Consider the following 21684-nt stretch of genomic DNA (forward strand, 5'->3'; position numbering starts at 1 on the left):
AGGCCGCCACCACCCGGGAGACCTGCATGGCGACAATCCTGCTTGTTTTTGCTGCGATCGCCGTCGCCACGCCCACACTCACGAGAGTGCTGTCGACGAAGGTCTTCTACGTCATCGCGTGTATTCCCGCGGCGGCATTCATCTGGACGCTGTTCCAGACGTCCACCGTGACCGCAGGCGGCACGGTCGTCGAGACCATCGAGTGGATCCCACAGCTGAGCATCGCGCTGTCGTTCCGGATGGACACGCTTGCCTGGTTGCTCTCCCTCGTCGTGACCGGCGTGGGCGCCCTCGTGCTCGTGTACTGCGCGCGGTACTTCTCGGCGGACGAGCCCGGCCTCGGGCGGTTCGCCGCGTTCCTCTTCGCCTTCGCCGGAACGATGTTCGGGCTCGTCACGGCCGACGACATCATCGTGATGTTCATGTTCTGGGAGATCACGAGCGTGCTCTCCTACCTGCTGATCGGGCACTACACCGATCGCAAGGAGAGCCGGGGAGCGGCACTGCAGGCGCTGCTGGTGACCACCTTCGGTGGGCTCGTGATGCTCGTCGGCGTCATCATGATCTCGGTGCAGGCGCAGAGCACCTCCCTCGCGTCGATCGTCGAACAGGGCCTCACCGGTCCGGCGACGACCGTCGCGATCCTCCTGATCCTCGTGGGTGCGATCTCGAAGTCCGCCCTCGTCCCGTTCCACTTCTGGTTGCCCGCCGCGATGGCCGCCCCGACGCCGGTGAGTGCCTATCTGCACGCGGCGGCGATGGTGAAGGCCGGCATCTACCTCGTCGCGCGGTTCGCGCCGGGGTACGCGGACACCCCGGGCTGGGATGCGATGCTCGTCGGTCTCGGCGTCCTGACGATGGTGGCCGGAGCCTGGCGTTCGCTCCGCCAGTACGATCTCAAACTCGTCCTGGCGTACGGCACGGTCAGCCAGCTCGGGTTCCTCATGGTGGTCTCCGGCTACGGGACGCGCGACTCGGCGTTGGCGGCGGTCGCGCTGCTGCTCGCTCACGCGATCTACAAGGCCGCCCTGTTCCTCATCGTCGGGATCATCGACCATCGGGCCGGGACCCGCGACTGGCGGCATCTCTCCGGTGTCGGGCGCCAGACGCCGGTCCTCGCGGTGATCGCCGCGATCGCGGTCGCGTCGATGGCGGGGATCCCTCCGCTCTTCGGCTTCGTCGCCAAGGAGGCCGTGTTCACCTCGTTGCTCGAGGGTGCGCTCGAGGGCGACCTCTGGGGGTGGGTCGCGATCATCGGGACCGCCGTCGGTTCCGTCCTGACGGTCGCCTACAGCGCTCGGTTCCTCTGGGGTGCGTTCGGCGACCGTCGCGGCGCGGCGCCGACCGAGCTGCACGCCGAATCGGGCAGCATCATGATCGCTCCCGGTGTCCTCGCGGTCGCCACCGTGGCGCTCGGCTTCGTGACCACCCCGATCGACACCGTGCTCGCGCCCTACGCGGACTCCGTGGGGGAGGGCGGGTACCATCTCGCGCTCTGGCACGGTTTCGAGCCCGCCCTCGGGATCTCGGCGGTCGTGGTGCTCCTCGGCCTCCTGCTCTTCCGGTGGCGTCTGCCGGTCGCGCGTCTCCAGGACCGCCTCCCGTCGGTCATCGACTCGTCGAAGGGCTACTGGGCCGCGACACAGGGGATCGATCGACTCTCGGCGAAGGTCACGCTCTTCGCGCAGCGCGGCGGGCTCGTCCAGTACCTGTCCACGATCCTCGTGGTCTTCGTCCTGACGCTCGGCACGATCGCGCTCGTCGGCCGAGCCTGGCCCGCCGAGGTCCGCCTGTGGGACTACCCGGCACAGGTGGCGATCGCCATCATCATGGCGACCGCGGCGATCGCTGCGGCCAGGGCCAAGCAACGCATGGCGGCGGTCCTCCTCGTGGGTGTCACGGGCTTCGGCCTCGTGGCGTTGTTCGCCTTGCACGGCGCCCCCGACCTCGCCCTCACACAGGCTCTGGTGGAGACCATCACCATCGTCGTCTTCGTGCTGGTCCTTCGTCGGCTCCCGGCCAAGATCGCGCAGCGGAACGCTCCGGTCCACCGGACCCGCCGCGTCGTGATCGGGACCCTGACGGGGGCCGTCATGGGGCTCATCGGGGTGATCGCCCTCGGCGCACGCCGGGCGGAGAGCATCGCGACGGAACTGCCCCGCCTCGCCGTCGAGGAGGGCCACGGCAAGAACATCGTCAACGTCATGCTGGTCGACATCCGAGCCTGGGACACGATGGGCGAAATCTCCGTGCTCGTCGTCGTCGCCACCGGCATCGCCAGCCTCTTGTTCGTCTCCCAGCGCGGTGCGGAGGTGCCTCGTTTGAGCGGGGCACGTCGCCGTCGGACGCCCAGCCTGCGCTCGAAGGTCGTGTCGGACCCGCATCTGGCGGACAGCGAGATGGAGGCTCCCCGCGACGCCGTCGGGCGCCACTCGTGGCTCATCGGCGGACGAGCCATCGCCGAGGCGAACCGCTCGATCCTGCTCGAAGTGCTCGTGAGACTCCTGTTCCACCCGGCGATCGTCGTCTCGATCTTCCTCCTCTTCGTCGGACACAACGAGCCGGGTGGCGGGTTCGCTGGTGGCCTGCTCGCCGGACTGGCGCTCGTGATGCGGTACCTGGCCGGTGGCCGGTACGAGTTGGGGGAGGCGGTTCCCATCGACGCCGGAAAGGTGCTCGGCGTCGGCCTGCTCCTCGCGGTCGGCACCGCCGTCGGGTCGCTGTTCTTCGGCGGGGAAGCCCTGCAATCCGCGTACTTCTCCGCCGACGTCCCGATCCTCGGTCACCTCTCCTTCGGCACGTCGAGCATCTTCGACATCGGTGTCTATCTCGTCGTCGTCGGACTCGCGCTGGACATCCTGCGCAGTCTCGGAGCCGAAGTCGACCGTCAACAGGAGGAAGCCGACATCGACGATCAGAGCACGGACGAGTTCTCGGCGAGTGAGGCCGAACGATGAGCGCCTCCCTCACCCTCGTCGTCCTGATGGCCGTCATGTACGGCACGGGCGTCTACGTCATGCTCGAACGCAGCCTGACGCGGTTCCTCATCGGGTTCGTCCTCGTCGGCAACGCGACGAACCTCCTGATCCTGATCATGAGCGGTCCGAGCGGCACTGCGCCGCTCGTCACGGGGACGGCCTCGGACGACCGGATGGTCGACCCGGTGCCGCAGGTGCTCATGCTGACCGCCATCGTCATCAACTTCGGCGTGACGGCGTTCATCCTCGCCCTGATCTATCGGACCTGGTGGCTGGCGCAGCTCGGCGACGAGGGCGACACCCTCAGCGACGAGCACGCGGACGACACGGCGGCGGCGACGGATGCGGTCTTCAACCAGGTCGACCTGGACGACGAGGCCATCCAACGGGTCCTCGACGAGAGCAACGAGCACGGCGACGATCGGAACACGACGAGGAAGGGGGCGGGCGAATGAACGCACTCGTGCCCCTGGTGGTCATGATCCCACTGATCGGCTCCGCCGTCGCGCTGATGTTCCGCAACCGCCGGAAGACCCAGGTCGCCATCAGCGTCGTCGCGCTCACCGCGGTGACCGTCATCAGTGCCGTCCTCCTGGCGGCGGTCGACCAGAGCGGCACCATCGTGGTCGAACTGGGCGGATGGTCCCCGCCGTGGGGCATCGTGCTCGTCGTCGACCGTCTGTCCGCGATCATGCTGCTCATCGCCGCGCTCATGCTGCTCGGCGTCCTCGTCTTCGCCATCGGCCAGGGCATCGTCGACGGCGACCGCGAGACCCCCGTGTCGATCTTCCACCCCACCTACCTGGTGTTGGCGGCCGGTCTGTTCGACGCCTTCGTGGCCGGCGACCTCTTCAACATGTACGTCGGGTTCGAGATGCTGCTCGCCTCCAGCTACGTGTTGCTCACACTGGGCGGGACCGGCGCGCGGATCCGTGCGGGCGTGACGTACATCGTCATCAGCCTCATGTCGTCGCTCCTCTTCGTCGCGGCGATCGCCCTCATCTACGGTGCGACGGGCACGGTCACGATCGCCTTGGTCGCCGACCGGGTGCGCGATCTGCCCATGGAGGTCCAGGCGATCCTCTGCGCGGCCCTCCTGCTCGGGTTCGCCGTGAAGGCGGCGGTGTTCCCGCTCTCGTTCTGGCTCCCGGACTCGTACCCGACCGCTCCGGCGCCGGTCACCGCCGTCTTCGCCGGCCTGCTGACGAAGGTCGGTGTGTACGCGATCATCCGCACCGACACGCTCATCTTCAAGGAGGTCCCGCTCGCAACGCCCTTGATGGTGATCGCCTTCCTGACGCTGCTCATCGGGATCTTCGGCGCGGTCGCGCAGGCGGACATCAAACGGCTGTTGTCGTTCACGCTTGTCAGCCACATCGGATACATGATCTTCGGCATCGCGGTGGGCGGGGTCGCCGGCACCGCTGCGACGATCTACTACATCGTCCATCACATCGTCGTCCAGACCACGCTGTTCCTCACGACCGGGCTGGTAGAGCGGATCGGCGGCACGACGTCCATCTCGCGGCTCGGCGGGATCCTCCGGGCCTCGCCCATCGTGGGGGTGTTGTTCTTCATCGGGGCGATGAACCTCGGCGGCATCCCGCCGTTCTCCGGGTTCCTGGGGAAGATCGGTCTCTTCCAGGCGGGTGTCGCCCTGGGGGACCCGCTCTCCTACATCCTCATCGCCGCCGGCGCCGCCACCTCGCTCCTGACGCTCTACGCGTTGGCGAGGGTCTGGAACATGGGGTTCTGGCGCGGCAAGGACGAGGTCGCGGGGTACTCCTCCCCGCTCCTCGACCAGCTCGCCGAGAGCCCGGAGGACTCGGGGTCGGTCGACACCAAGACCATCTCCCGCCCGATGATCGGCGCGACGACCGGCATGGTCGCCCTGACCCTCGCGCTCACCGTGTTCGCCGGGCCGTTGTTCGGCCTCGCGACGCGGGCCGCCGAGAACATCGAAGACCCGGACAACTACATCACCGCGGTCTTCCCCGACGGAACGGAGCACCTGAAGTAATGCAACCGTCACGTCGTCGCGCGTTCGTCAGCCAGGCCCTCCTGACGGCGGGCTTGGTGCTGCTCTGGTGCCTGCTCTGGGGCATGTTCGACCTCCTCACGCTCGTGACCGGGCTCGGGGTCGCCCTCCTGGTCTCGTTCCTGTTCTACCTCCCGGCCGTCGAGCTGAGCGGTCGCATCAACGTCTGGTGGACCGCGGTGTTCCTCGGCCGACTGCTCGTCGACATCGTCCGCGCGAGCGCCGAGATCACCTGGCTCGTCCTCCGTCCGTCCTTCCGGTCGAGCAACGCCCTCATCGCGGTGCGGCTCCGGACCTCGTCCGACCTCATCATGAGTTGGACGGCCGAAGCGGTGTCGATCGTGCCCGGATCGATCGTGGTGGACCTCGACCGCACCGCGTCGACGCTCTACCTGCACGCCCTGAACGTACACGACGACCACGACATCGAGCAGGTCGTCGCCGAGGTCCTCGGAACGGAGCGGCGTCTCATCCTCGCCATCGGATCCCGCACCGAGGCGGACGCGCTCCGCCATGACCACGACCACGTCTCGACCGGAAGGGGTGCGTGATGCTCGTCGTCATCATCGTCGTGTCCGTGCTGTTCGCCGCCGCGGCCTTCGCCGCGGTCTACCGCATCATCCGCGGACCGAGCCTCCTCGATCGCGTGATCGCGTCGGACGTGTTGGTCGCGACCGTGATGTGCGCGATCGGGGCGGAGATGGCCGTCAACCGGCACACCGATGGTCTGCCGGTCCTCCTGGCGCTCGCGATGTTCGCGATCGTCGGTTCGGTGAGCGTCGCGCGGTTCATGTCGAAGCAGGACGACGCATGACCGTCGATCTCATCCGCGACATCGTCACCGGCGCGCTCGTCATCGTCGGGGCGATCATGTGCTTCGCCGCTGGGGTCGGTCTCCTGCGCTTCCCCGACGTCCTCTCCCGACTGCACGCGGCGACGAAACCGCAGATCCTCGGGCTCATCGCCATCATGGTCGACGTAGCCGTGTCTAGTCCCACGGTCGGGACGATCACGATCGCCATCGCCATCATCGTCTTCCAGAGTCTGACGGCGCCCATCTCGGCGCACATGGTCGCGCGCGCGGCGTACCGGAGTGGGAACTTCGACGAGACGTTGCTCGTGCGAAACGAGCTCGCCGGACGCGAAGAGCTCGGCGAGGAACGGCATCCGGGACATACACCCGAGTAGCGGCACGGGCTGCAGCTCATCCCGGAATCGGAGGTCGAGAGGCACCTCGCTGGCGGTCGACTGTCACATGACAGCGACGGCAGCTACGACCACGGCGAGGACTAGGACCCGTCGTTCGACCCGACGAGCAAGACGCGGAGGGCCAGTTCCGGGGATCCTCGGCCGTCCGGCGGGATCGTCTCACCGTGCGCGTAACGGTCGACGACGCGCGGGTCGACGTAACTCGACTTGGCGATCGCGGGGGTGTTGCCGAGGACGGCTGCCGCGTCCCGCATCGCCTGGGCGACGGCCTTCGACCGCGCGGTCTTGCTCCGGACCGGACCGGTCTTCGCGAGGCTCTCGGCCGCCGCGACGGTGCCGTGGAGGGTGCGGAAGTCCTTCGCTGTGAACGCACCGTTGGTCTGCGCCCGGACGTAGTCGTTGATCTGGCTCGCTTGGAGGTGCCGCCACCGGTTGCCGTCCTTCCAGGCGAGCAGCCGGGCGTGCGGGCCACGCCGTTTCAACGAACGGATGAGTGAGGCGAGGTCGGCGTCGACGATGTCCGACTCCCAGGGCTGTCCGCTCTTGGCCGGGAACTTCAGGGCGACGGTGTCGCCGCTGACCCGTGCATGGGCGCCTTCGAGGGTCGACAGGCCGTGGCTCCCGTTCGCCTCCGCGTACTGCTCCCCGCCGACGCGCAGCGACCCGGTGTCGAGCATGCGGAACGCGCCGGCCGAGACCCGAGCCAGCGGGTAGCCTTCGAGTCGGAGGTCGCGGGTGACCCGTCCTCGTGCCGCCGGCAGGGCCTCCGCGAGGGCCAGAGCCCGGTCGAACTTGTTCCGATCCTGTCGTTCGCGCCACGAGGGGTGGTAGAGGTACTGGCGTCGGCCGGCCGTGTCGATGCCGGTCGCCTGGATGTGCCCGTTCGCGTAGGGGGTGATCCACACCTCGTTCCAGGCGGGCGGGATCACCAGGCCGTCGATGCGGGCGCGGATCTCCTGGTCCTCGAGGAGGGAACCGTCGGGCAGCCGATAGCTGAAGCCGCGTCCGGAGCGGACCCGTCGGATGCCCTGCCCGCTGACGTCACTACGCCTGAGTCGTACCATCCGCCCAGCGTACGATGCGCCTTCGGAGCGCTTTCCGGGCTTGCGCCGTGCCCGCTCGTCGTGTCAGCCGACCGGCGGCAGCTCGGCGAGGAAGGCGTCGTGCAGGTATCCGTTCGTCGCGAGGGAGCTCCGCGTCGAGATGGACCGGGCGCCGTCGATGTCGGTGAAGCGTCCCCCAGCCTCCAGGACGATGGGCACGTGAGCGCCGAGGTCGTACTCCTGGACACCGAACTCCGCCACGGCGTCGATCGAGCCCTCGGCGAGCAGCATGTAGGGCCACATGTCTCCGATGGCCCGATCGCGCCAGAGCGAGCCGCACAGGGCCAGGAGCTGGGGGATACGCCCCACGGAGGCCCACTGTGCGATGCTCTGGAAGCTGAACGACGCGTCGGCGAGGTCTGCGACCGCGGAGACGGCGAGCCGGCGCGGTTCGACCTCGCCGAACCGGAGTCCCCATGCCCCGTGCCCGATGGCGCCCCACCAGCGGGCGTGCATGGCCGGTGCGCTGACGACGCCGACGACCGGCACCCCGTCGACGGCGAGGGAGATGAGCGTCGCCCAGTTGGGGACGCCCCGCAGGAAGTTCGCCGTGCCATCGATCGGGTCGATGATCCACTGGCGGTCCGTCGGTCCTTGCGCACCGTACTCCTCGCCGAACACCCCGTCATCGGGTCGTTCGCTCTCGAGGATGCCGCGGATGGCTCGTTCGACGGCGAGGTCGGCGTCCGTGACGTGCGAGCGGTCCGGCTTGGTCGAGATCTCGAGGTCGCGAGCCTCGAACCGGTCCATGGCGATGCGGTCCGCCGCATCGGCCAGTCGGAGGGCGAGTTCGAGGTCTGCGGGGGATGCGTGGGAGTGGTCGGTCACCAGTCCAGGATAGGGTCGGCCGGGTCGATTCCTCGGACGAGCAGAGGCCTGCGGGGCCGCTTCCGCGACACGCCGACGGGCTCGATTTCGCACCGGGGCGGGTTCGGTGATAGTGTCATATCTCGGTTCGGAACACTCCGAAACCACGCACCTCTAGCTCAATTGGCAGAGCAACTGACTCTTAATCAGTGGGTTCCCGGTTCAAGTCCGGGGGGGTGCACCACAGAGAGACGGCCCCATCTTCGGATGGGGCCGTCGTCGTTTTCGGCCTTCATCACGTGAGCTGAACCGATTTTGCAACGTTTCGCGCCAGCCCGCGTCCGATTCGCGTCAACGGCGCGTCGGGCCGCAATGCCATGAGACCCTGGAAGGGTCGGCGACCTGGCGGGATCGGGTCCTGCCGTTGCCGACAATGGCCTCCGTGTGGTCACCCCACCGCCCGGGGCGCAGCGACAGCGCGCACCAGTGCCCGCCGTCGCCGTGGCGCCTCATCGATTCGGGTTCGATGAGGCGTCATGCCCGCTCGTGGCTCACGACGGCGAAACGGCCGCCCACCGGAGTGGACGGCCGTTCGTGACGGTGCGGTGGTTCAGGCGACGGAGCTGCGCCGCGCTGGAATCGGGTTGACGAGGCTGGCGTCGATGAACTCGGGTTCCGCCCAGACGGTGATCGGGTAGTGCTGCGGTTCCAGCAGGGTCCGCTCCACGAGGGTCGGTTCGGCCACCGGCTCCGCTTCGTCGACGTCCTGTGCGGGGGAGTGCTCGGCTTCGACCGGCTCGGTCGCCGCAGCGGCCGGTACGAGCGTCTCGACCGGCTCGACGACCGGTGAGGCGGGCTCGATGGTCGCTCCCAGTTCGGCGTCGTCGACCTCGACAGTGTCGAGCTGCTCCTGTGGACGCGACCAGAGTCGCCATCCGCGTGCTGGTGCAGCTTCGGCGCGGACCGTGACGGCGGCCTGTTCGAGGTCGATGTCAGTGGCGATCTCATGGGCGAGCTGCTGCGCGTAGACCTCGTGGAAGATCTCGTCGCCGGAGCTCGGCGTGCGTCGCGACAGCACCCAGGCGCCGTTCGCGCCGAGTTCGGACGCCAGTCGTGCGTGCACCAGGTCGAACAGCTGCTTCTCGGTCAACTTCGATGCGGAGACAGGTGCAGCGTGGCGTCGGCGACCGAACATGGCGGGCCCTTCATCGAAAGCGGATCGTCCCTTGAGGAGGACTGCTTGTATTGTCGGTCACCGAGCGCGGAACGCCGCGGAGACACGCGGATGACGCCGGGGTTCACGGCATTCCGGAGACTCCGTGGTATCGCCGGGTCAGCGTCCGATCTCGGCCTGCTTGCTCTCGTCGAGGACCGTGCTGATCGCGAGGGCGAGCGAGATGCCCCAGCTCAACCACAGCAGGATGAGCTTCCAGTCGCGGGGACCCTGGCGCGTCGCCTGGAGAGCCGAAATGCCTCCGAAGACCGCGGAGATCATGCTGCCGTTGAAAAGGTATTTGCGCATGTCTTCACGCTAGCCGGTAGGGGAGGCCCCCCGCATCCGGGCTTTCATCCGACGCCCCGCCTGTGCTAGCGAAGGCGCGTTTGGCGAAGGCGAGCGACGCCCTGAGCTGCGCCACCCGGCTGGCGTCGTCATCGCCGCTCGGAAGGTGCACCTCGGCGACGATGCTGCCCGACCACTCCGCCGCCCGGAGCCGCTCGAGCACCGCTGCGACCGGCTGGTCGCCGTCACCAGGCAGGAGGTGTTCGTCGAGGAAGGCTGCGCGGGGCGAGGGGGACGTCCCGTCGCACAAGTGGATGTGGCGGAGCCGGTCGCCGTAACGGGCGGCGATCTCCAGCGAGTCCTCGCCGGCGAGAGCCGCGTGCGAGAAGTCGAGGGTGAGCGCCGCACACGCGAGTGGGCCGGGGTCGTATCCGAATGCGAACGGCTGCACGCGGAGCCCCCGGCTTCGGAAGCACGCCATGTTCTCGACCGCGATCTCCAGACCGTACTGCTCGCTGAGCTCCGCGACGAGGTCGACGAACGCCGCCGCGTACCGTCGCTGCCAACGGAACGGCGGGTGGACGACGACCGTCGAGGCGCCCACGGCGTCGGCGAGTTCCGCGGAGCGACGGAGCTTCGTGCGGTGGTCCCGACCCCACACGAACGCCGTCCTCGTGAGCACCGGCGCATGGATCGAGAGGATGTCCAGGCCGGTCTCGTCAGCCAGCGACCGGAGCGCGACCGCGTCCTGCGTCATCCGGTCCTCGGTCACCATGACCTCGACGCCGTCGTAGCCGGCTTCCGCGGCGAGTTCGAAGGCGCGCCGGGTGCCGGAGGGGTACACGCAGGAGGTGCTCATGCCATGGCGGATCATCAGCGCAAGCATATGCTCGCCGTCTGAACACGCGGTTTCGCCGTGCGGAACGCTGCTAGCCTGAAGGGCGAACCCGAGCAACCCGGGAGGGTCATCATCACCAGATATTCCGCGCCTGACGGCGGATCAGCGTCGACCTTCGACTTCATCGTGGTCTCCAACCGACTGCCGGTCGACCGTGTCGTCGATGCAGACGGTGCCGAGAGCTGGAGGACCTCTCCCGGCGGCCTCGTCACCGCCCTCGAACCCGTCATGCGCGGCGCGGACGGTGCCTGGATCGGGTGGGCCGGGTCGGCCGACCTCGAGATCGAGCCGTTCGACAACGACGACATGTGGATCATCCCGGTGCCGCTGTCGGAGGAGGAGATCGCCCGCTACTACGAGGGCTTCTCGAACGACACGATCTGGCCGCTCTACCACGACGTCATCGCGCCGCCGAGCTACCACCGCGAATGGTGGGACTCCTACGTGGCCGTCAACCGCCGCTTCGCCCAGGCCGCAGCGGCCGCAGCATCCGATGGAGCGACCGTGTGGGTGCAGGACTACCAGCTGCAGCTCGTGCCGAAGATCCTCCGCGAGCTCCGTCCCGACCTCACGATCGGGTTCTTCAACCACATCCCGTTCCCGGCCTACGGGATCTACTCCCAGCTCCCGTGGCGCCGCCAGATCATCGAAGGACTGCTCGGCGCGGACGTCATCGGGTTCCAGCGCGTGGCAGACGCCGGGAACTTCTCCCGGGCGGTCCGCCGCCTGTTCGGGTACGAGACGAAGGGTGCCGCGATCCAGGTCCCGCTCGACGCCGCGCTCGTGTCCGTCACGACGGACGCCGCGCCGGCCGCGTCGAAGCGAGGCGCTCCGTACCGCACGGTCATCGCGAGGCACTTCCCGATCTCGATCGACAGCCAGGGCTACCAGGCGCTCGCCCAGCGCCCGGAGATCATCGCGAGGGCCAAGCAGATCCGTGAGGAGCTGGGCAACCCGGAGACGATCATGCTCGGCGTCGACCGGCTCGACTACACGAAGGGCATCGGCCACCGCCTGAAGGCCTTCGGCGAACTCCTCGAGCAGGGCAAGCTCGCCGTCGAGGACGTCACGCTGGTCCAGGTCGCGAGCCCCAGCCGTGAGCGGGTCGAGACCTACCGCCAGCTGCGCGACGACATCGAGCAGACGGTGGGCCGGATCAACGGCGACTTCGGTACGATCGGCCACACCGCGATCCAGTACCTCCACCACGGGTACCCGCGCGAGGAGATGGCCGCCCTCTACCTCGCCGCCGACGTCATGCTGGTGACGGCTCTGCGCGACGGGATGAACCTCGTCGCCAAGGAGTACGTCGCGGCACGCTACGACAACGACGGTGTCCTCGTGTTGAGCGAGTTCGCCGGGGCATCCGACGAGCTGAAGCAGGCGTTGAAGATCAACCCGCACGACATCGAGGGACTCAAGTCCGCGATCCTGCAGGCGGTCCACATGACGAAGGCGGAACGCGGCCGGAGGATGCGTGCGTTGCGTAAGCGCGTGATGGAGTACGACGTCGCCCGCTGGTCCGCGTCCTTCCTCGACGAGCTGCACCGCGTCCGCGACACGGCATCGACCACCGAGCAGGGGAGCACCACCCAGTCATGAGCACCACCGACGAGCCCACCGACACCCTCGGAGGGCTTCCCCTCGGGTTGCGCGCGGAGTTGCGCCGCCTGGCCGACGTCCCGAGCCTCCTGGTCGCCCTCGACTTCGACGGCACCCTGGCGCCCGAGGTCGACGACCCGGATCAGGCCCGTGCCCTGCCGGCGGCACGCAAAGCCGTCCTCGCGCTCATGGACCTGCCAGGCACCCGGGTCGCGCTCGTGTCCGGGCGCGCCATCGACAGCCTCGTGGCGGTGGCGGAGCTGCCCGATCACGCGCTGTTCGCCGGCTCGCACGGCGTCGAGATCCGCCTCGACAACCCCGACGACGCGCTCGCCCTCGACGACGAGGAACGCGAGCAGCGGGAGACGCTGCAGCGGATCCTCCAGGACGTCGCCGGGGGTTACGATAATGTCTGGATCGAGCGGAAGCCGGCAGGGTTCGCCCTGCACACCAGGCTCGCCAGTGAAGAAGACTCCAGGATCGCCCACCTCGAAGCACTCGCCCACACCAAGGACGAGTTCGGCGCCCTGACGGTTCGCGAGGGCAAGAACGTCCTCGAGTTCTCGCTCAGGAGCGCGACCAAGGGCGAAGCCGTCGAACACCTCCGGCGGTACACCAAAGCAGACGCCGTGTTCTATGCGGGCGACGACGTCACGGATGAGGACGCGTTCGGTGCGCTCGGCCCGGGAGACCTCGGGGTGAAGAGCGGCACCGGCGTGACCGCCGCGGATTTCCGGGTTGAAGGACCATCGGAGATAGCGCGAGTCCTCGGCATGCTCGCGGAATATCGAAGCAACAAGGAAGCCGTAGACTCTTAAAATGCCAGAGATCGACATCAAACCACGCAGCCGTGCCGTCACCGACGGGATCGAGGCGACCACCTCGCGCGGCATGCTCCGCGCCGTCGGCATGGGCGACGAGGACTGGGACAAGCCCCAGATCGGCATCGCGAGCTCGTGGAACGAGATCACGCCCTGCAACCTCTCGCTCGACCGGCTGGCCCAGGGCGCCAAGGAAGGCGTCCACTCCGGTGGCGGGTACCCGCTCCAGTTCGGCACGATCTCCGTCTCCGACGGCATCTCGATGGGGCATGAGGGCATGCACTTCTCGCTCGTGTCGCGAGAGGTCATCGCCGACAGCGTCGAGACCGTCGTCATGGCCGAGCGCCTGGACGGCACCGTCCTGCTCGCGGGCTGCGACAAGTCGCTGCCGGGCATGCTCATGGCGGCCGCCCGTCTCGACCTCTCCTCGGTGTTCCTCTACGCCGGCTCGATCGCTCCGGGGTGGGTCAAGCTCACCGACGGCACGGAGAAGGAGGTCACGATCATCGACTCCTTCGAGGCCGTCGGGGCCTGCAAAGCCGGGAACATGAGCGAAGAAGACCTCAAGCGCATCGAGTGCGCCATCGCCCCGGGCGAGGGCGCCTGTGGCGGGATGTACACGGCCAACACCATGGCCTCGGTCGCCGAGGCGCTCGGGATGAGCCTTCCCGGTTCGGCGTCCCCGCCCTCGGCCGATCGCCGCCGCGACTACTTCGCTCACCGTTCGGGTGAAGCCGTCGTCAACATGCTCCGTCTCGGCATCACCGCCCGCGACATCCTCACCAAGGAGGCGTTCGAGAACGCCATCGCCGTCGCGATGGCCTTCGGCGGCTCGACGAACGTGGTCCTGCACCTGCTGGCGATCGCCCGTGAGGCCGAGGTCGACCTCACGCTCGACGACTTCAACCGCATCGGTGACAAGGTCCCGCACATCGGCGACCTCAAGCCGTTCGGCCAGTACGTCATGAACGACGTCGACCGTCACGGCGGCGTCCCCGTCGTCATGAAGGCCCTGCTCGACGCCGGACTCCTGCACGGCGACTGCCTCACGGTCACCGGCAAGACGGTCGCCGAGAACCTCGCCGACATCAACCCGGACCCGATCGACGGCACGGTCATCCGCACGCTGGACAACCCGATCCACGCGACCGGCGGCATCACCATCCTCAAGGGCTCGTTCGCCCCTGAGGGAGCCGTCGTCAAGACCGCCGGCTTCGACGCCGAGGTCTTCGAAGGACCCGCGCGGGTCTTCGAACGTGAACGCGGTGCCATGGACGCGCTCACCGAGGGCAAGATCAACAAGGGCGACGTCGTCATCATCCGCTACGAGGGCCCGAAGGGTGGGCCGGGAATGCGCGAGATGCTCGCGATCACGGCCGCCATCAAGGGCGCGGGGCTCGGCAAAGATGTACTACTCTTGACGGACGGTCGATTCTCAGGCGGCACAACCGGACTGTGCATCGGCCACATAGCACCCGAAGCGGTGGACGCAGGTCCAATCGCCTTCGTGCGCGATGGTGATCTGATACGGGTCGATATCGCTGGCCGCTCGCTCGACCTACTCGTCGACGACGCAGAGCTGGAAGCCCGCCGCGAAGGCTGGGCGCCTCTTCCCCCGCGCTATACCCGTGGCGTTCTCGCAAAGTACTCTCGTCTCGTGCACTCCGCAGCGGAGGGCGCGATCACGGGGTAACCGAGCATCTCGTTCGTGCATCTCATCGCTGAAGGAATCATCATGCCCACGGAGTCCCAACCCGTGCCTCACCCCAGAACACCGGCGGCTGCGGCTGCCCCGGAGATCCTGACCGGAGCGCAGGCGATCGTCCGATCGCTCGAGCTGCTCGGGGTCACCGACATCTTCGGTCTGCCCGGCGGAGCGATCCTGCCGACGTACGACCCGCTGATGGACTCGACGAAACTCCGCCACATCCTCGTCCGGCACGAGCAGGGCGCCGGGCACGCGGCCGAGGGCTACGCAGCGGCCGGTGGCGGGATCGGCGTCTGCATCGCGACGTCCGGTCCTGGCGCGACGAACCTCGTCACGGCCATCGCCGACGCCTACATGGACTCGGTGCCCATGGTCGCGATCACCGGACAGGTCTTCTCGACCCTCATGGGCACGGACGCGTTCCAGGAGGCGGACATCGTCGGCATCACCATGCCGATCACGAAGCACTCCTTCCTCGTGAAGACGCCGGAGGACGTTCCGGCCGCCATCGCGGCGGCGTACGAGATCGCCGGGACGGGCCGTCCCGGTCCGGTGCTCGTCGACATCACCAAGGACGCCCAGCAGGCCGAGGCACCGTTCATCTGGCCGCCGAAGATCGACCTGCCGGGCTACCGTCCGGTGACGAAGGCGCACGGCAAGCAGATCCAGGCAGCAGCACAGCTACTGGTGAACGCGAAGAAGCCCGTCCTCTACGTCGGTGGCGGCGTCATCCGGTCGAAGGCCTCGGAGGAACTGCTCGCCCTGGCCGAAGCCGTCGGCGCGCCGGTCGTCACCACCCTCATGGCCCGCGGAGCGTTCCCGGACTCCCACCAGCAGCACCTCGGCATGCCCGGCATGCACGGCACCGTCCCCGCCGTGCTCGCCCTGCAGGAGTCCGACCTGCTCGTGTCCCTCGGCGCCCGCTTCGATGACCGCGTGACCGGGAAGGCGTCGCTGTTCGCACCGAACGCGAAGGTCGTCCACGTCGACGTCGACCCCGCCGAGATCTCGAAGATCCGCATCGCCGACGTCCCGATCGTCGGCGACGCGAAGGACGTCATCGTCGATCTGCAGTCGGCCTTCGAGGCGGCGGCCCGAGAAGTCACGCCCGACATCACCGAGTGGTGGGCGTACCTCGACGGCCTCCGCGAGGAGTTCCCGCTCGGTTACGCCGCACCCACCGACGGCCTGCTGGCTCCGCAGCACGTGATCTCGCGCATCGGTGAGCTCACCGGGCCGGAGGGCGTGTTCGCATCCGGTGTGGGGCAACACCAGATGTGGGCCGCCCAGTTCATCAAGTACGAGCGCCCGAACTCCTGGCTGAACTCCGGCGGTGCCGGAACCATGGGGTACTCGGTCCCGGCCGCCATGGGCGCCAAGGTGGCCCAGCCCGACCGCCACGTGTGGGCGATCGACGGCGACGGCTGCTTCCAGATGACGAACCAGGAACTCGCGACCTGCACGATCAACAACATCCCGATCAAGGTCGCGATCATCAACAACTCCTCGCTCGGTATGGTCCGCCAGTGGCAGACGCTCTTCTACGACGGCCGGTACTCCAACACCGACCTCAACACCGGACACGACACCATCCGCATCCCCGATTTCGTCAAGCTCGCGGAGGCCTACGGCTGCCTCGCGATCCGCGTGACGAAGGAGGAGGAGGTCGACGCGGCCATCAAGCTCGCGCTCGAGACCAACGACCGCCCGGTCGTGATCGACTTCGTCGTGAGTGCCGACGCGATGGTGTGGCCGATGGTGCCGCAGGGCGTCAGCAACAGCTACGTCCAGTACGCCAAGGATCACAGTCCGTCGTTCGATGAGGAGGCCTGAGCATGAGCAGCCACGTCCTGAGCCTCCTCGTCGAGGACAAGCCCGGTCTGCTGACCCGCGTCGCCGGGTTGTTCGCCCGCCGGGGCTTCAACATCGAGAGCCTCGCGGTCGGCCACAGCGAGATCGAGGGTCTGTCCAGGATCACGGTCGTCGTCGACGTCGAGGAGCTCCCGCTCGAACAGGTGACGAAGCAGCTGAACAAGCTCATCAACGTCATCAAGATCGTGGAACTCGATCCGGCGCAGTCGGTCCAGCGCGAGCACCTGCTCATCAAGGTCCGTGTCGACAACTCCACCCGTTCCCAGGTGCTCGAGGCCGTCAACCTGTTCCGCGCCCGCGTCGTCGACGTGGCCACGGATGCGCTCGTCATCGAGGTCACGGGTGACTCGGGGAAGACGACGGCCTTCCTCAAGGTGCTCGAGCCCTACGGCATCAAGGAGATCGCCCAGTCGGGCCTCCTCGCCATCGGGCGCGGGTCCAAGTCCATCACCGAACGCGTCTTCAAGAACTAGTCGCCTCGGCGACATCGTGCGAAACCACAACCAAGGAGAGAACCACCAGTGACTGAGATTTTCTACGACCAGGACGCAGACCTGTCGCTCATCCAGGGCAAGAAGGTTGCCGTGATCGGCTACGGCTCGCAGGGGCACGCACACGCGCTCAACCTTCGCGACTCCGGTGTCGAGGTCGTCGTCGGCCTGAAGGACGGCTCCAAGTCGGTCGCCAAGGCTGAGGAGCAGGGCTTCACCGTCAAGAACGTGGCCGATGCCTCCGCATGGGCCGACGTCATCGTGATCCTCGCGCCGGACCAGTTCCAGCGCACGATCTTCGCCGAGTCGATCAAGGACCAGCTCGCACCGGGCAAGGCCCTCGTCTTCGGCCACGGCTTCAACATCCGCTTCGGATACATCGAGGCTCCTGAAGGCGTCGACATCTTCATGGTCGCCCCGAAGGGCCCGGGTCACACCGTGCGTCGCGAGTACGAGGCCGGCCGTGGCGTCCCCGTCATCGTCGCCGTCGAGAAGGACGAGACCGGCAGCGCCTGGGCGCTCGCCTGGTCGTACGCCAAGGCGATCGGCGGCCTGCGTGCCGGCGGCATCAAGACCACCTTCACCGAGGAGACCGAGACCGACCTGTTCGGCGAGCAGGCCGTCCTCTGCGGTGGTGTCTCGCAGCTGATCCAGTACGGCTTCGAGACCCTGACCGAGGCCGGCTACCAGCCGCAGATCGCGTACTTCGAGGTGCTCCACGAGCTGAAGCTCATCGTGGACCTCATCTGGGAGGGTGGCATCGCGAAGCAGCGTTGGAGCGTCTCCGACACGGCCGAGTACGGCGACTACGTCTCCGGCCCGCGGGTCATCGACCCGAGTGTCAAGACCAACATGCAGGCGGTCCTCAAGGACATCCAGGACGGCACCTTCGCGAAGCGCTTCATCGAGGACCAGGACGCCGGCGCGCCCGAGTTCCTCGAGCTGCGCAAGAAGGGTGAGGACCACCCGATCGAGGCCACCGGCCGCGAGCTCCGGAAGCTCTTCGCGTGGAACGCCTCGAACGACGACGACTACGTCGACGGCAGCGTCGCCCGCTAGTCAGTAGGATCGGCCGTCCGACGGCATCGATCAGAACGCCCGCCCCGTGATCACGGGGCGGGCGTTCCGTCGTCATCGGAGGTTCAGCCAGGCAGCTGCTCGCCGTCGCGTGGTTCGAGGAAGATCTCGATGACGGGGATCGGCGTGGCGGGTTCGCCGATCGGCAGATGCAGCGTCACCGTGTCAGGACCGAGCCCCTTCGGCTGGGTGTGCTGATTCGGTAGGTCGTGCTCCGGTCGATGCACCTGGAACGGGACCTCGGAGCCGTCCGACAGGAGTTGCGCGTAGCGCACCCTGCCGCCGAGTCCCGGCAGGTGCAGATGCACGAACGGCCAGGCGAAGACGTGCACGTAGAGGCGGTCGCCGCGCTGGGTGTACCGGACATCAGACGGGCTCGCGAACTCGGACGGACCGCACCCACGGATCGCACGTTCATGCAGCGCGAACCAGTCGGCCAGCACCTCCAGGCGTTCGACGGCCCGAGGATCGATCGTCCCGCGGGCCGTCGGTCCGATGTTCAGGAGCATGTTGCCGTTCTTCGACACGGAGTCGATGAGCATCCGCAGGAGGAGTTCCGGTGACTTGTAGTCGAGGTTGTCCCGGTCGTACCCCCAGCTCCCGTTCAACGTCTGGCAGGCCTCCCAGCGGAGCGGTCCGCCGTCCGCGTCGACCGGTGTCTCGACGGGTTGGTACTGCTCCGGCGTCGTGATGTCGCCCGGGAGCTCCAGTCGGTCGTTGATGAGGATGTCCGGCTGCAGCTCGCGGATCATCGAGACGAGTTCCTCGGATCCCCAGTCCGCCGCACCCTTGCCCGGCAGCCCCTCGATGCCCTGCGAGTAACTGAAGTCGAAGAACAGGTAGTCGACCGTGCCGTACCCGGTGAGGAGTTCGCGCACCTGACCGTGGAGGTAGTCGCGGTAGCGGTCCCACTCGCGGTCCGCGTTGGCGACGAGCGCCTCAGTGTCGTTGCGCAGCGGGTGGATCCCATCGACGGTGAAGTCGGGGTGATGCCAGTCGATCAGCGAGTGGTAGAAACCGATCCGCAGCCCCTCGGCGCGGAAGGCCTCCACGAACTCGGCCACGAGGTCACGGCCGGCCGGCGTGTTCATCGAGGTGAAGTCGGTGAGCGCCGAGTCCCAGAGGCAGAAGCCGTCGTGGTGCTTCGTCGTGAGGACGGCGTATCGGAAGCCGGCGGCCTTCGCCTGCCTGGCCCAGGCGTGCGGGTCGAACCGGTCAGGGTCGAAGTGCTCGCGGTAGCGCTCGTAGTGCGCGGCGGACTGGTGTTCCCGCGTCTGTACCCATTCGTGCCGGGCGGGGAGCGCGTACAGGCCCCAGTGCAGGAAGAGTCCGAATCTCGCCTCGTCGAACCAGGCGGCGTCGGGTCTGGGGGTGGTGGTCTCGGTCACAGCGGCCTTTCGATCGTCGAGCGGGTTCACGGTGATGCGGGCAGGCTAACACGAAAGGTCGGATGTCTGGCCGAATGGGACGGTGCCGGCGGCACCACCCGAACGCCATCCCGCGATCGGTTCAGTTGCCGCCGGCCTCGACGAGCTGCACCGGTGTCCCGGTATCCAATGAGGTCTTCGCCGCGAGAGCGACGGTGAGCGCCGCGATTGCGCTCGGACCGGTCACCCGCACCGGTTCGACGTCTCGCTCGACGCAGTCGAGGAACGCGGCCATCTGTCGCTGATAGGGGTCGGTCTCGTCGAGCTCGTACGGCCGACTGGGCGTCGCGGAGCCGAGCGCCTCGATCGAGAGGGGCGCGCGATGCGTCGGGGACGCGCCGACGAAGCGGTGCGCGAGGAGGCCGGTGCTGCCGAGCACTTCGATGGCCGAGCTGAACCCGAAGGCCGGCGGGAGCTCCATCGACGTCAGAACGCGCCCGATGCCGCCCTCGGCGTAGTCGACGGTCGTCTCGATCGGTCTGCCTGCGCCGGTCCGGCGGCTCGAGACGGCCCGCGGCGCGCCGAGGAGCCGGTTCAGCTGGTCGAAGTCGTGGATCGCGAAGTCCACCAACGGGCCACCGGAGCGCCGCTCGTCCTGCCACCACGGGGACGGGGGAGCGGGGGCGCTCAACCGTTCGGCCGTGACCGCGAGCGGCGTGCCGACGGCGCCGGCGCGCACGGCGTCGTCGATCGCCTCGTACCCGCCGAAGAACCTGACGACGTGCGCGACCATGAGGATGCGTCGGGCGTCCTCGGCGGCACGGAGGATCGCGTGGGCGTCGGCGAGCTCGAGGGCGATGGGTTTCTCCAGCAGCACGTGCTTGCCGGCTCCGAGCGCGCCGACCGCGAGGTCCCGGTGGGTGTCGGTCGGCGTGCAGATCACGACGATGCCGACCGAGGCGTCGTGCAGCACCTCGTCCACGGAGGTCGTCAGCCGCGCACGTGGTGCCTCCGGCATCGGTCTCGGCGAGCGCGCCGAGCACAGGTACGCGATCCGGTCCGCTGCGCCGAGTCCGGCGATGGCGCGGACGTGCGCCTGCCCCATGGCACCGGTGCCGATGACGGCGATGCGCCGCGGCGTCATCGGGTCGCACCTGCCGCCAGGTCGCGCCGCAGCCGGCCCAGCGTCGCGTCGTCGACATCCTCGCCGAGCATCCTGAGGCCGAGCGCCGCGGCACCGACGAGGCCGTCGGCGACCGGGACGAGTCGGGCTCCCGCGGCCGCGGCCGACAGCCGCTCCCTGGCCGAACAGACGGCCGGGAGCAGGCCGTTCACGAGCACGCTCCCTCCGACGACGAGCGTGGCGTCGCGGTCGTCCGAATCCAGACCCGTGACGCGCTCCACGAGGAGCGCCAACCGGTCCACCGCGGCGTCGAGGATCGCCAGCGCGACCTCGTCGTCAATGGCCAGGAAGGCGAGTGGCGCGAGGCGCGCGATGGCGATGGGCGGACCGTCGTTCACGGACCGGATGAGTGCGTCGAGCGCCGACGATCGGCGACGGTGCGCCTGGTCGGACGTCGTCTCCGGTGTGGTGCCGATCATCTGACAGAGCAACGGGGTGAGCGCAGTTCTCGGACCGATGTCGTCCAGGTCGGCGGCGACCGCGCGGACCACCCGACGGGCGATCCAGAACCCGGAACCGCCGTCACCGAGGAGCCATCCGGCGCCACCGACCTCGCGGACGACCCGGCGGTCCCTGATCCGGCCGGCGACGCTCCCGGTTCCCGCGACGAGCACGATGCCGTCGGGTGACGCCGAGCCCGATCCGTACATCCCCAGCAGGTCCGGCTCGATCACGACCGGTCCGAGTCCGAGCGGACGGAGGTGTGCATCGAGGGCGCGCCGGTAGGCGTCGGAGACCAGTCCCGCCTGCGTGATCACCACGGGTGACCCCGCTGCGACGGCCGGGCCGCCGGGCGTGTTCCCGGCCTGGTCGAGCGCGGCACGCGCGGCGAGGGCGATCTGCGTTGCAGCGGCGTCGACGCCCGATGAGGTCGGATTCCCGCCGCCCGCGCGGCCGGAGCCGAGTCGCCGCGCCGAGGCGTCGACGAGCGCCGCGCGGGACGAGGTGCCGCCGGCATCGACCGCCAGTGTTGTTTTCATCATCGTCATCATCTCGAAACATGTTGCCGTGGGCCACAACGTACTGTAA

The 21684-nt window shown here is 68.2% G+C and carries 20 protein-coding genes and 1 tRNA gene; 13 read left to right on the top strand and 8 right to left on the bottom strand.

Annotation, left to right across the window (positions count from 1 at the left end):
- Nucleotides 1-26: 26 nt before the first annotated feature.
- Genes ITJ57_RS08415 through mnhG form a run of 6 tightly spaced genes read left to right on the top strand, consistent with a single transcriptional unit; the run spans nucleotide 27 to nucleotide 6204 of the window.
- Entirely contained in the window at nucleotides 27-2957 is a 2931-nt protein-coding gene (locus ITJ57_RS08415; RefSeq protein WP_194669636.1) for a Na+/H+ antiporter subunit A, read from the top strand.
- Nucleotides 2954-3433 carry a sodium:proton antiporter gene (locus ITJ57_RS08420; protein WP_194669637.1) on the top strand — a complete coding sequence of 160 codons (480 nt, stop codon included), beginning with the start codon at nucleotides 2954-2956 and terminating at the stop codon, nucleotides 3431-3433. Before ITJ57_RS08415 ends, ITJ57_RS08420 begins: the two co-directional genes overlap by 4 nt.
- Nucleotides 3430-4998, top strand: coding sequence for a Na+/H+ antiporter subunit D (locus ITJ57_RS08425; protein ID WP_194669638.1), 1569 nt, complete (start codon nucleotides 3430-3432; stop codon nucleotides 4996-4998). Before ITJ57_RS08420 ends, ITJ57_RS08425 begins: the two co-directional genes overlap by 4 nt.
- Entirely contained in the window at nucleotides 4998-5567 is a 570-nt protein-coding gene (locus ITJ57_RS08430) for a Na+/H+ antiporter subunit E (RefSeq protein WP_194669639.1), read from the top strand. Before ITJ57_RS08425 ends, ITJ57_RS08430 begins: the two co-directional genes overlap by 1 nt.
- Nucleotides 5567-5830 carry a monovalent cation/H+ antiporter complex subunit F gene (locus tag ITJ57_RS08435; protein ID WP_194669640.1) on the top strand — a complete coding sequence of 88 codons (264 nt, stop codon included), beginning with the start codon at nucleotides 5567-5569 and terminating at the stop codon, nucleotides 5828-5830. The genes ITJ57_RS08430 and ITJ57_RS08435 overlap by 1 nt, the downstream gene beginning before the upstream one ends.
- Nucleotides 5827-6204, top strand: coding sequence for a monovalent cation/H(+) antiporter subunit G (gene mnhG / locus ITJ57_RS08440; protein WP_194669641.1), 378 nt, complete (start codon nucleotides 5827-5829; stop codon nucleotides 6202-6204). Before ITJ57_RS08435 ends, mnhG begins: the two co-directional genes overlap by 4 nt.
- Nucleotides 6205-6305: 101 nt before the next feature.
- Here mnhG and ITJ57_RS08445 read toward each other — a convergent pair whose 3' ends face one another.
- Both ITJ57_RS08445 and ITJ57_RS08450 read right to left on the bottom strand, forming a co-directional pair.
- A complete protein-coding gene (locus ITJ57_RS08445) occupies nucleotides 6306-7289 on the bottom strand; it encodes a DNA topoisomerase IB (protein WP_194669642.1) in 984 nt (327 codons plus the stop codon).
- Between the two features lie 63 nt (nucleotides 7290-7352).
- Nucleotides 7353-8156: an inositol monophosphatase family protein gene (locus tag ITJ57_RS08450; RefSeq protein ID WP_370582274.1), complete on the bottom strand. Its 804-nt coding sequence runs from the start codon at nucleotides 8154-8156 to the stop codon at nucleotides 7353-7355.
- 147 nt (nucleotides 8157-8303) lie between these two features.
- Between ITJ57_RS08450 and ITJ57_RS08455 the strand changes: the two genes are divergently transcribed.
- Nucleotides 8304-8379: transfer RNA gene (locus tag ITJ57_RS08455), tRNA-Lys, on the top strand.
- Between the two features lie 366 nt (nucleotides 8380-8745).
- Here ITJ57_RS08455 and ITJ57_RS08460 read toward each other — a convergent pair.
- The 3 genes from ITJ57_RS08460 to ITJ57_RS08470 all read right to left on the bottom strand — a co-directional run bounded on the left by ITJ57_RS08460 (nucleotide 8746) and on the right by ITJ57_RS08470 (nucleotide 10495).
- A complete protein-coding gene (locus ITJ57_RS08460) occupies nucleotides 8746-9285 on the bottom strand; it encodes a hypothetical protein (protein WP_194669643.1) in 540 nt (179 codons plus the stop codon).
- Nucleotides 9286-9468: 183 nt separating this feature from the next.
- The gene (locus ITJ57_RS08465) at nucleotides 9469-9657 is read right to left on the bottom strand and encodes a hypothetical protein (protein ID WP_194669644.1); all 189 of its coding nucleotides are present in this window, start codon (nucleotides 9655-9657) and stop codon (nucleotides 9469-9471) included.
- Nucleotides 9658-9661: 4 nt separating this feature from the next.
- Nucleotides 9662-10495 carry a sugar phosphate isomerase/epimerase gene (locus tag ITJ57_RS08470; protein ID WP_228506544.1) on the bottom strand — a complete coding sequence of 278 codons (834 nt, stop codon included), beginning with the start codon at nucleotides 10493-10495 and terminating at the stop codon, nucleotides 9662-9664.
- A gap of 111 nt (nucleotides 10496-10606) precedes the next feature.
- On the opposite strand from ITJ57_RS08470, the gene otsA reads away from it, so the two are divergent.
- Genes otsA through ilvC form a run of 6 tightly spaced genes read left to right on the top strand, consistent with a single transcriptional unit; the run spans nucleotide 10607 to nucleotide 18087 of the window.
- Nucleotides 10607-12136: an alpha,alpha-trehalose-phosphate synthase (UDP-forming) gene (gene otsA / locus ITJ57_RS08475; protein ID WP_056780904.1), complete on the top strand. Its 1530-nt coding sequence runs from the start codon at nucleotides 10607-10609 to the stop codon at nucleotides 12134-12136.
- Nucleotides 12133-12954 (top strand): trehalose-phosphatase, encoded by an 822-nt coding sequence (gene otsB, locus ITJ57_RS08480; protein ID WP_056007081.1) that lies wholly within the window; start codon nucleotides 12133-12135, stop codon nucleotides 12952-12954. The genes otsA and otsB overlap by 4 nt, the downstream gene beginning before the upstream one ends.
- 1 nt (nucleotide 12955) lies before the next feature.
- On the top strand, nucleotides 12956-14650 hold the full coding sequence (gene ilvD, locus ITJ57_RS08485) for a dihydroxy-acid dehydratase (RefSeq protein ID WP_194669646.1): 1695 nt from the start codon (nucleotides 12956-12958) through the stop codon (nucleotides 14648-14650).
- A gap of 42 nt (nucleotides 14651-14692) precedes the next feature.
- On the top strand, nucleotides 14693-16498 hold the full coding sequence (locus ITJ57_RS08490; protein ID WP_194669647.1) for an acetolactate synthase large subunit: 1806 nt from the start codon (nucleotides 14693-14695) through the stop codon (nucleotides 16496-16498).
- A gap of 2 nt (nucleotides 16499-16500) precedes the next feature.
- Nucleotides 16501-17010, top strand: a complete 510-nt coding sequence (gene ilvN, locus ITJ57_RS08495; protein WP_056007074.1) for an acetolactate synthase small subunit — start codon at nucleotides 16501-16503, stop codon at nucleotides 17008-17010.
- A gap of 48 nt (nucleotides 17011-17058) precedes the next feature.
- Nucleotides 17059-18087: a ketol-acid reductoisomerase gene (gene ilvC, locus ITJ57_RS08500; protein ID WP_194669648.1), complete on the top strand. Its 1029-nt coding sequence runs from the start codon at nucleotides 17059-17061 to the stop codon at nucleotides 18085-18087.
- A gap of 83 nt (nucleotides 18088-18170) precedes the next feature.
- Here ilvC and ITJ57_RS08505 read toward each other — a convergent pair whose 3' ends face one another.
- The 3 genes from ITJ57_RS08505 to ITJ57_RS08515 all read right to left on the bottom strand — a co-directional run bounded on the left by ITJ57_RS08505 (nucleotide 18171) and on the right by ITJ57_RS08515 (nucleotide 21635).
- On the bottom strand, nucleotides 18171-19493 hold the full coding sequence (locus tag ITJ57_RS08505; protein ID WP_194669649.1) for an alpha-L-fucosidase: 1323 nt from the start codon (nucleotides 19491-19493) through the stop codon (nucleotides 18171-18173).
- Between the two features lie 121 nt (nucleotides 19494-19614).
- A complete protein-coding gene (locus ITJ57_RS08510) occupies nucleotides 19615-20616 on the bottom strand; it encodes a Gfo/Idh/MocA family protein (RefSeq protein WP_194669650.1) in 1002 nt (333 codons plus the stop codon).
- Nucleotides 20613-21635 carry an N-acetylglucosamine kinase gene (locus ITJ57_RS08515; protein WP_194669651.1) on the bottom strand — a complete coding sequence of 341 codons (1023 nt, stop codon included), beginning with the start codon at nucleotides 21633-21635 and terminating at the stop codon, nucleotides 20613-20615. Before ITJ57_RS08515 ends, ITJ57_RS08510 begins: the two co-directional genes overlap by 4 nt.
- Between the last annotated feature and the right edge of the window lie 49 nt (nucleotides 21636-21684).

It is taken from the genome of Plantibacter sp. VKM Ac-2880, assembly GCF_015351235.1.
Lineage (GTDB): Bacteria > Actinomycetota > Actinomycetes > Actinomycetales > Microbacteriaceae > Plantibacter.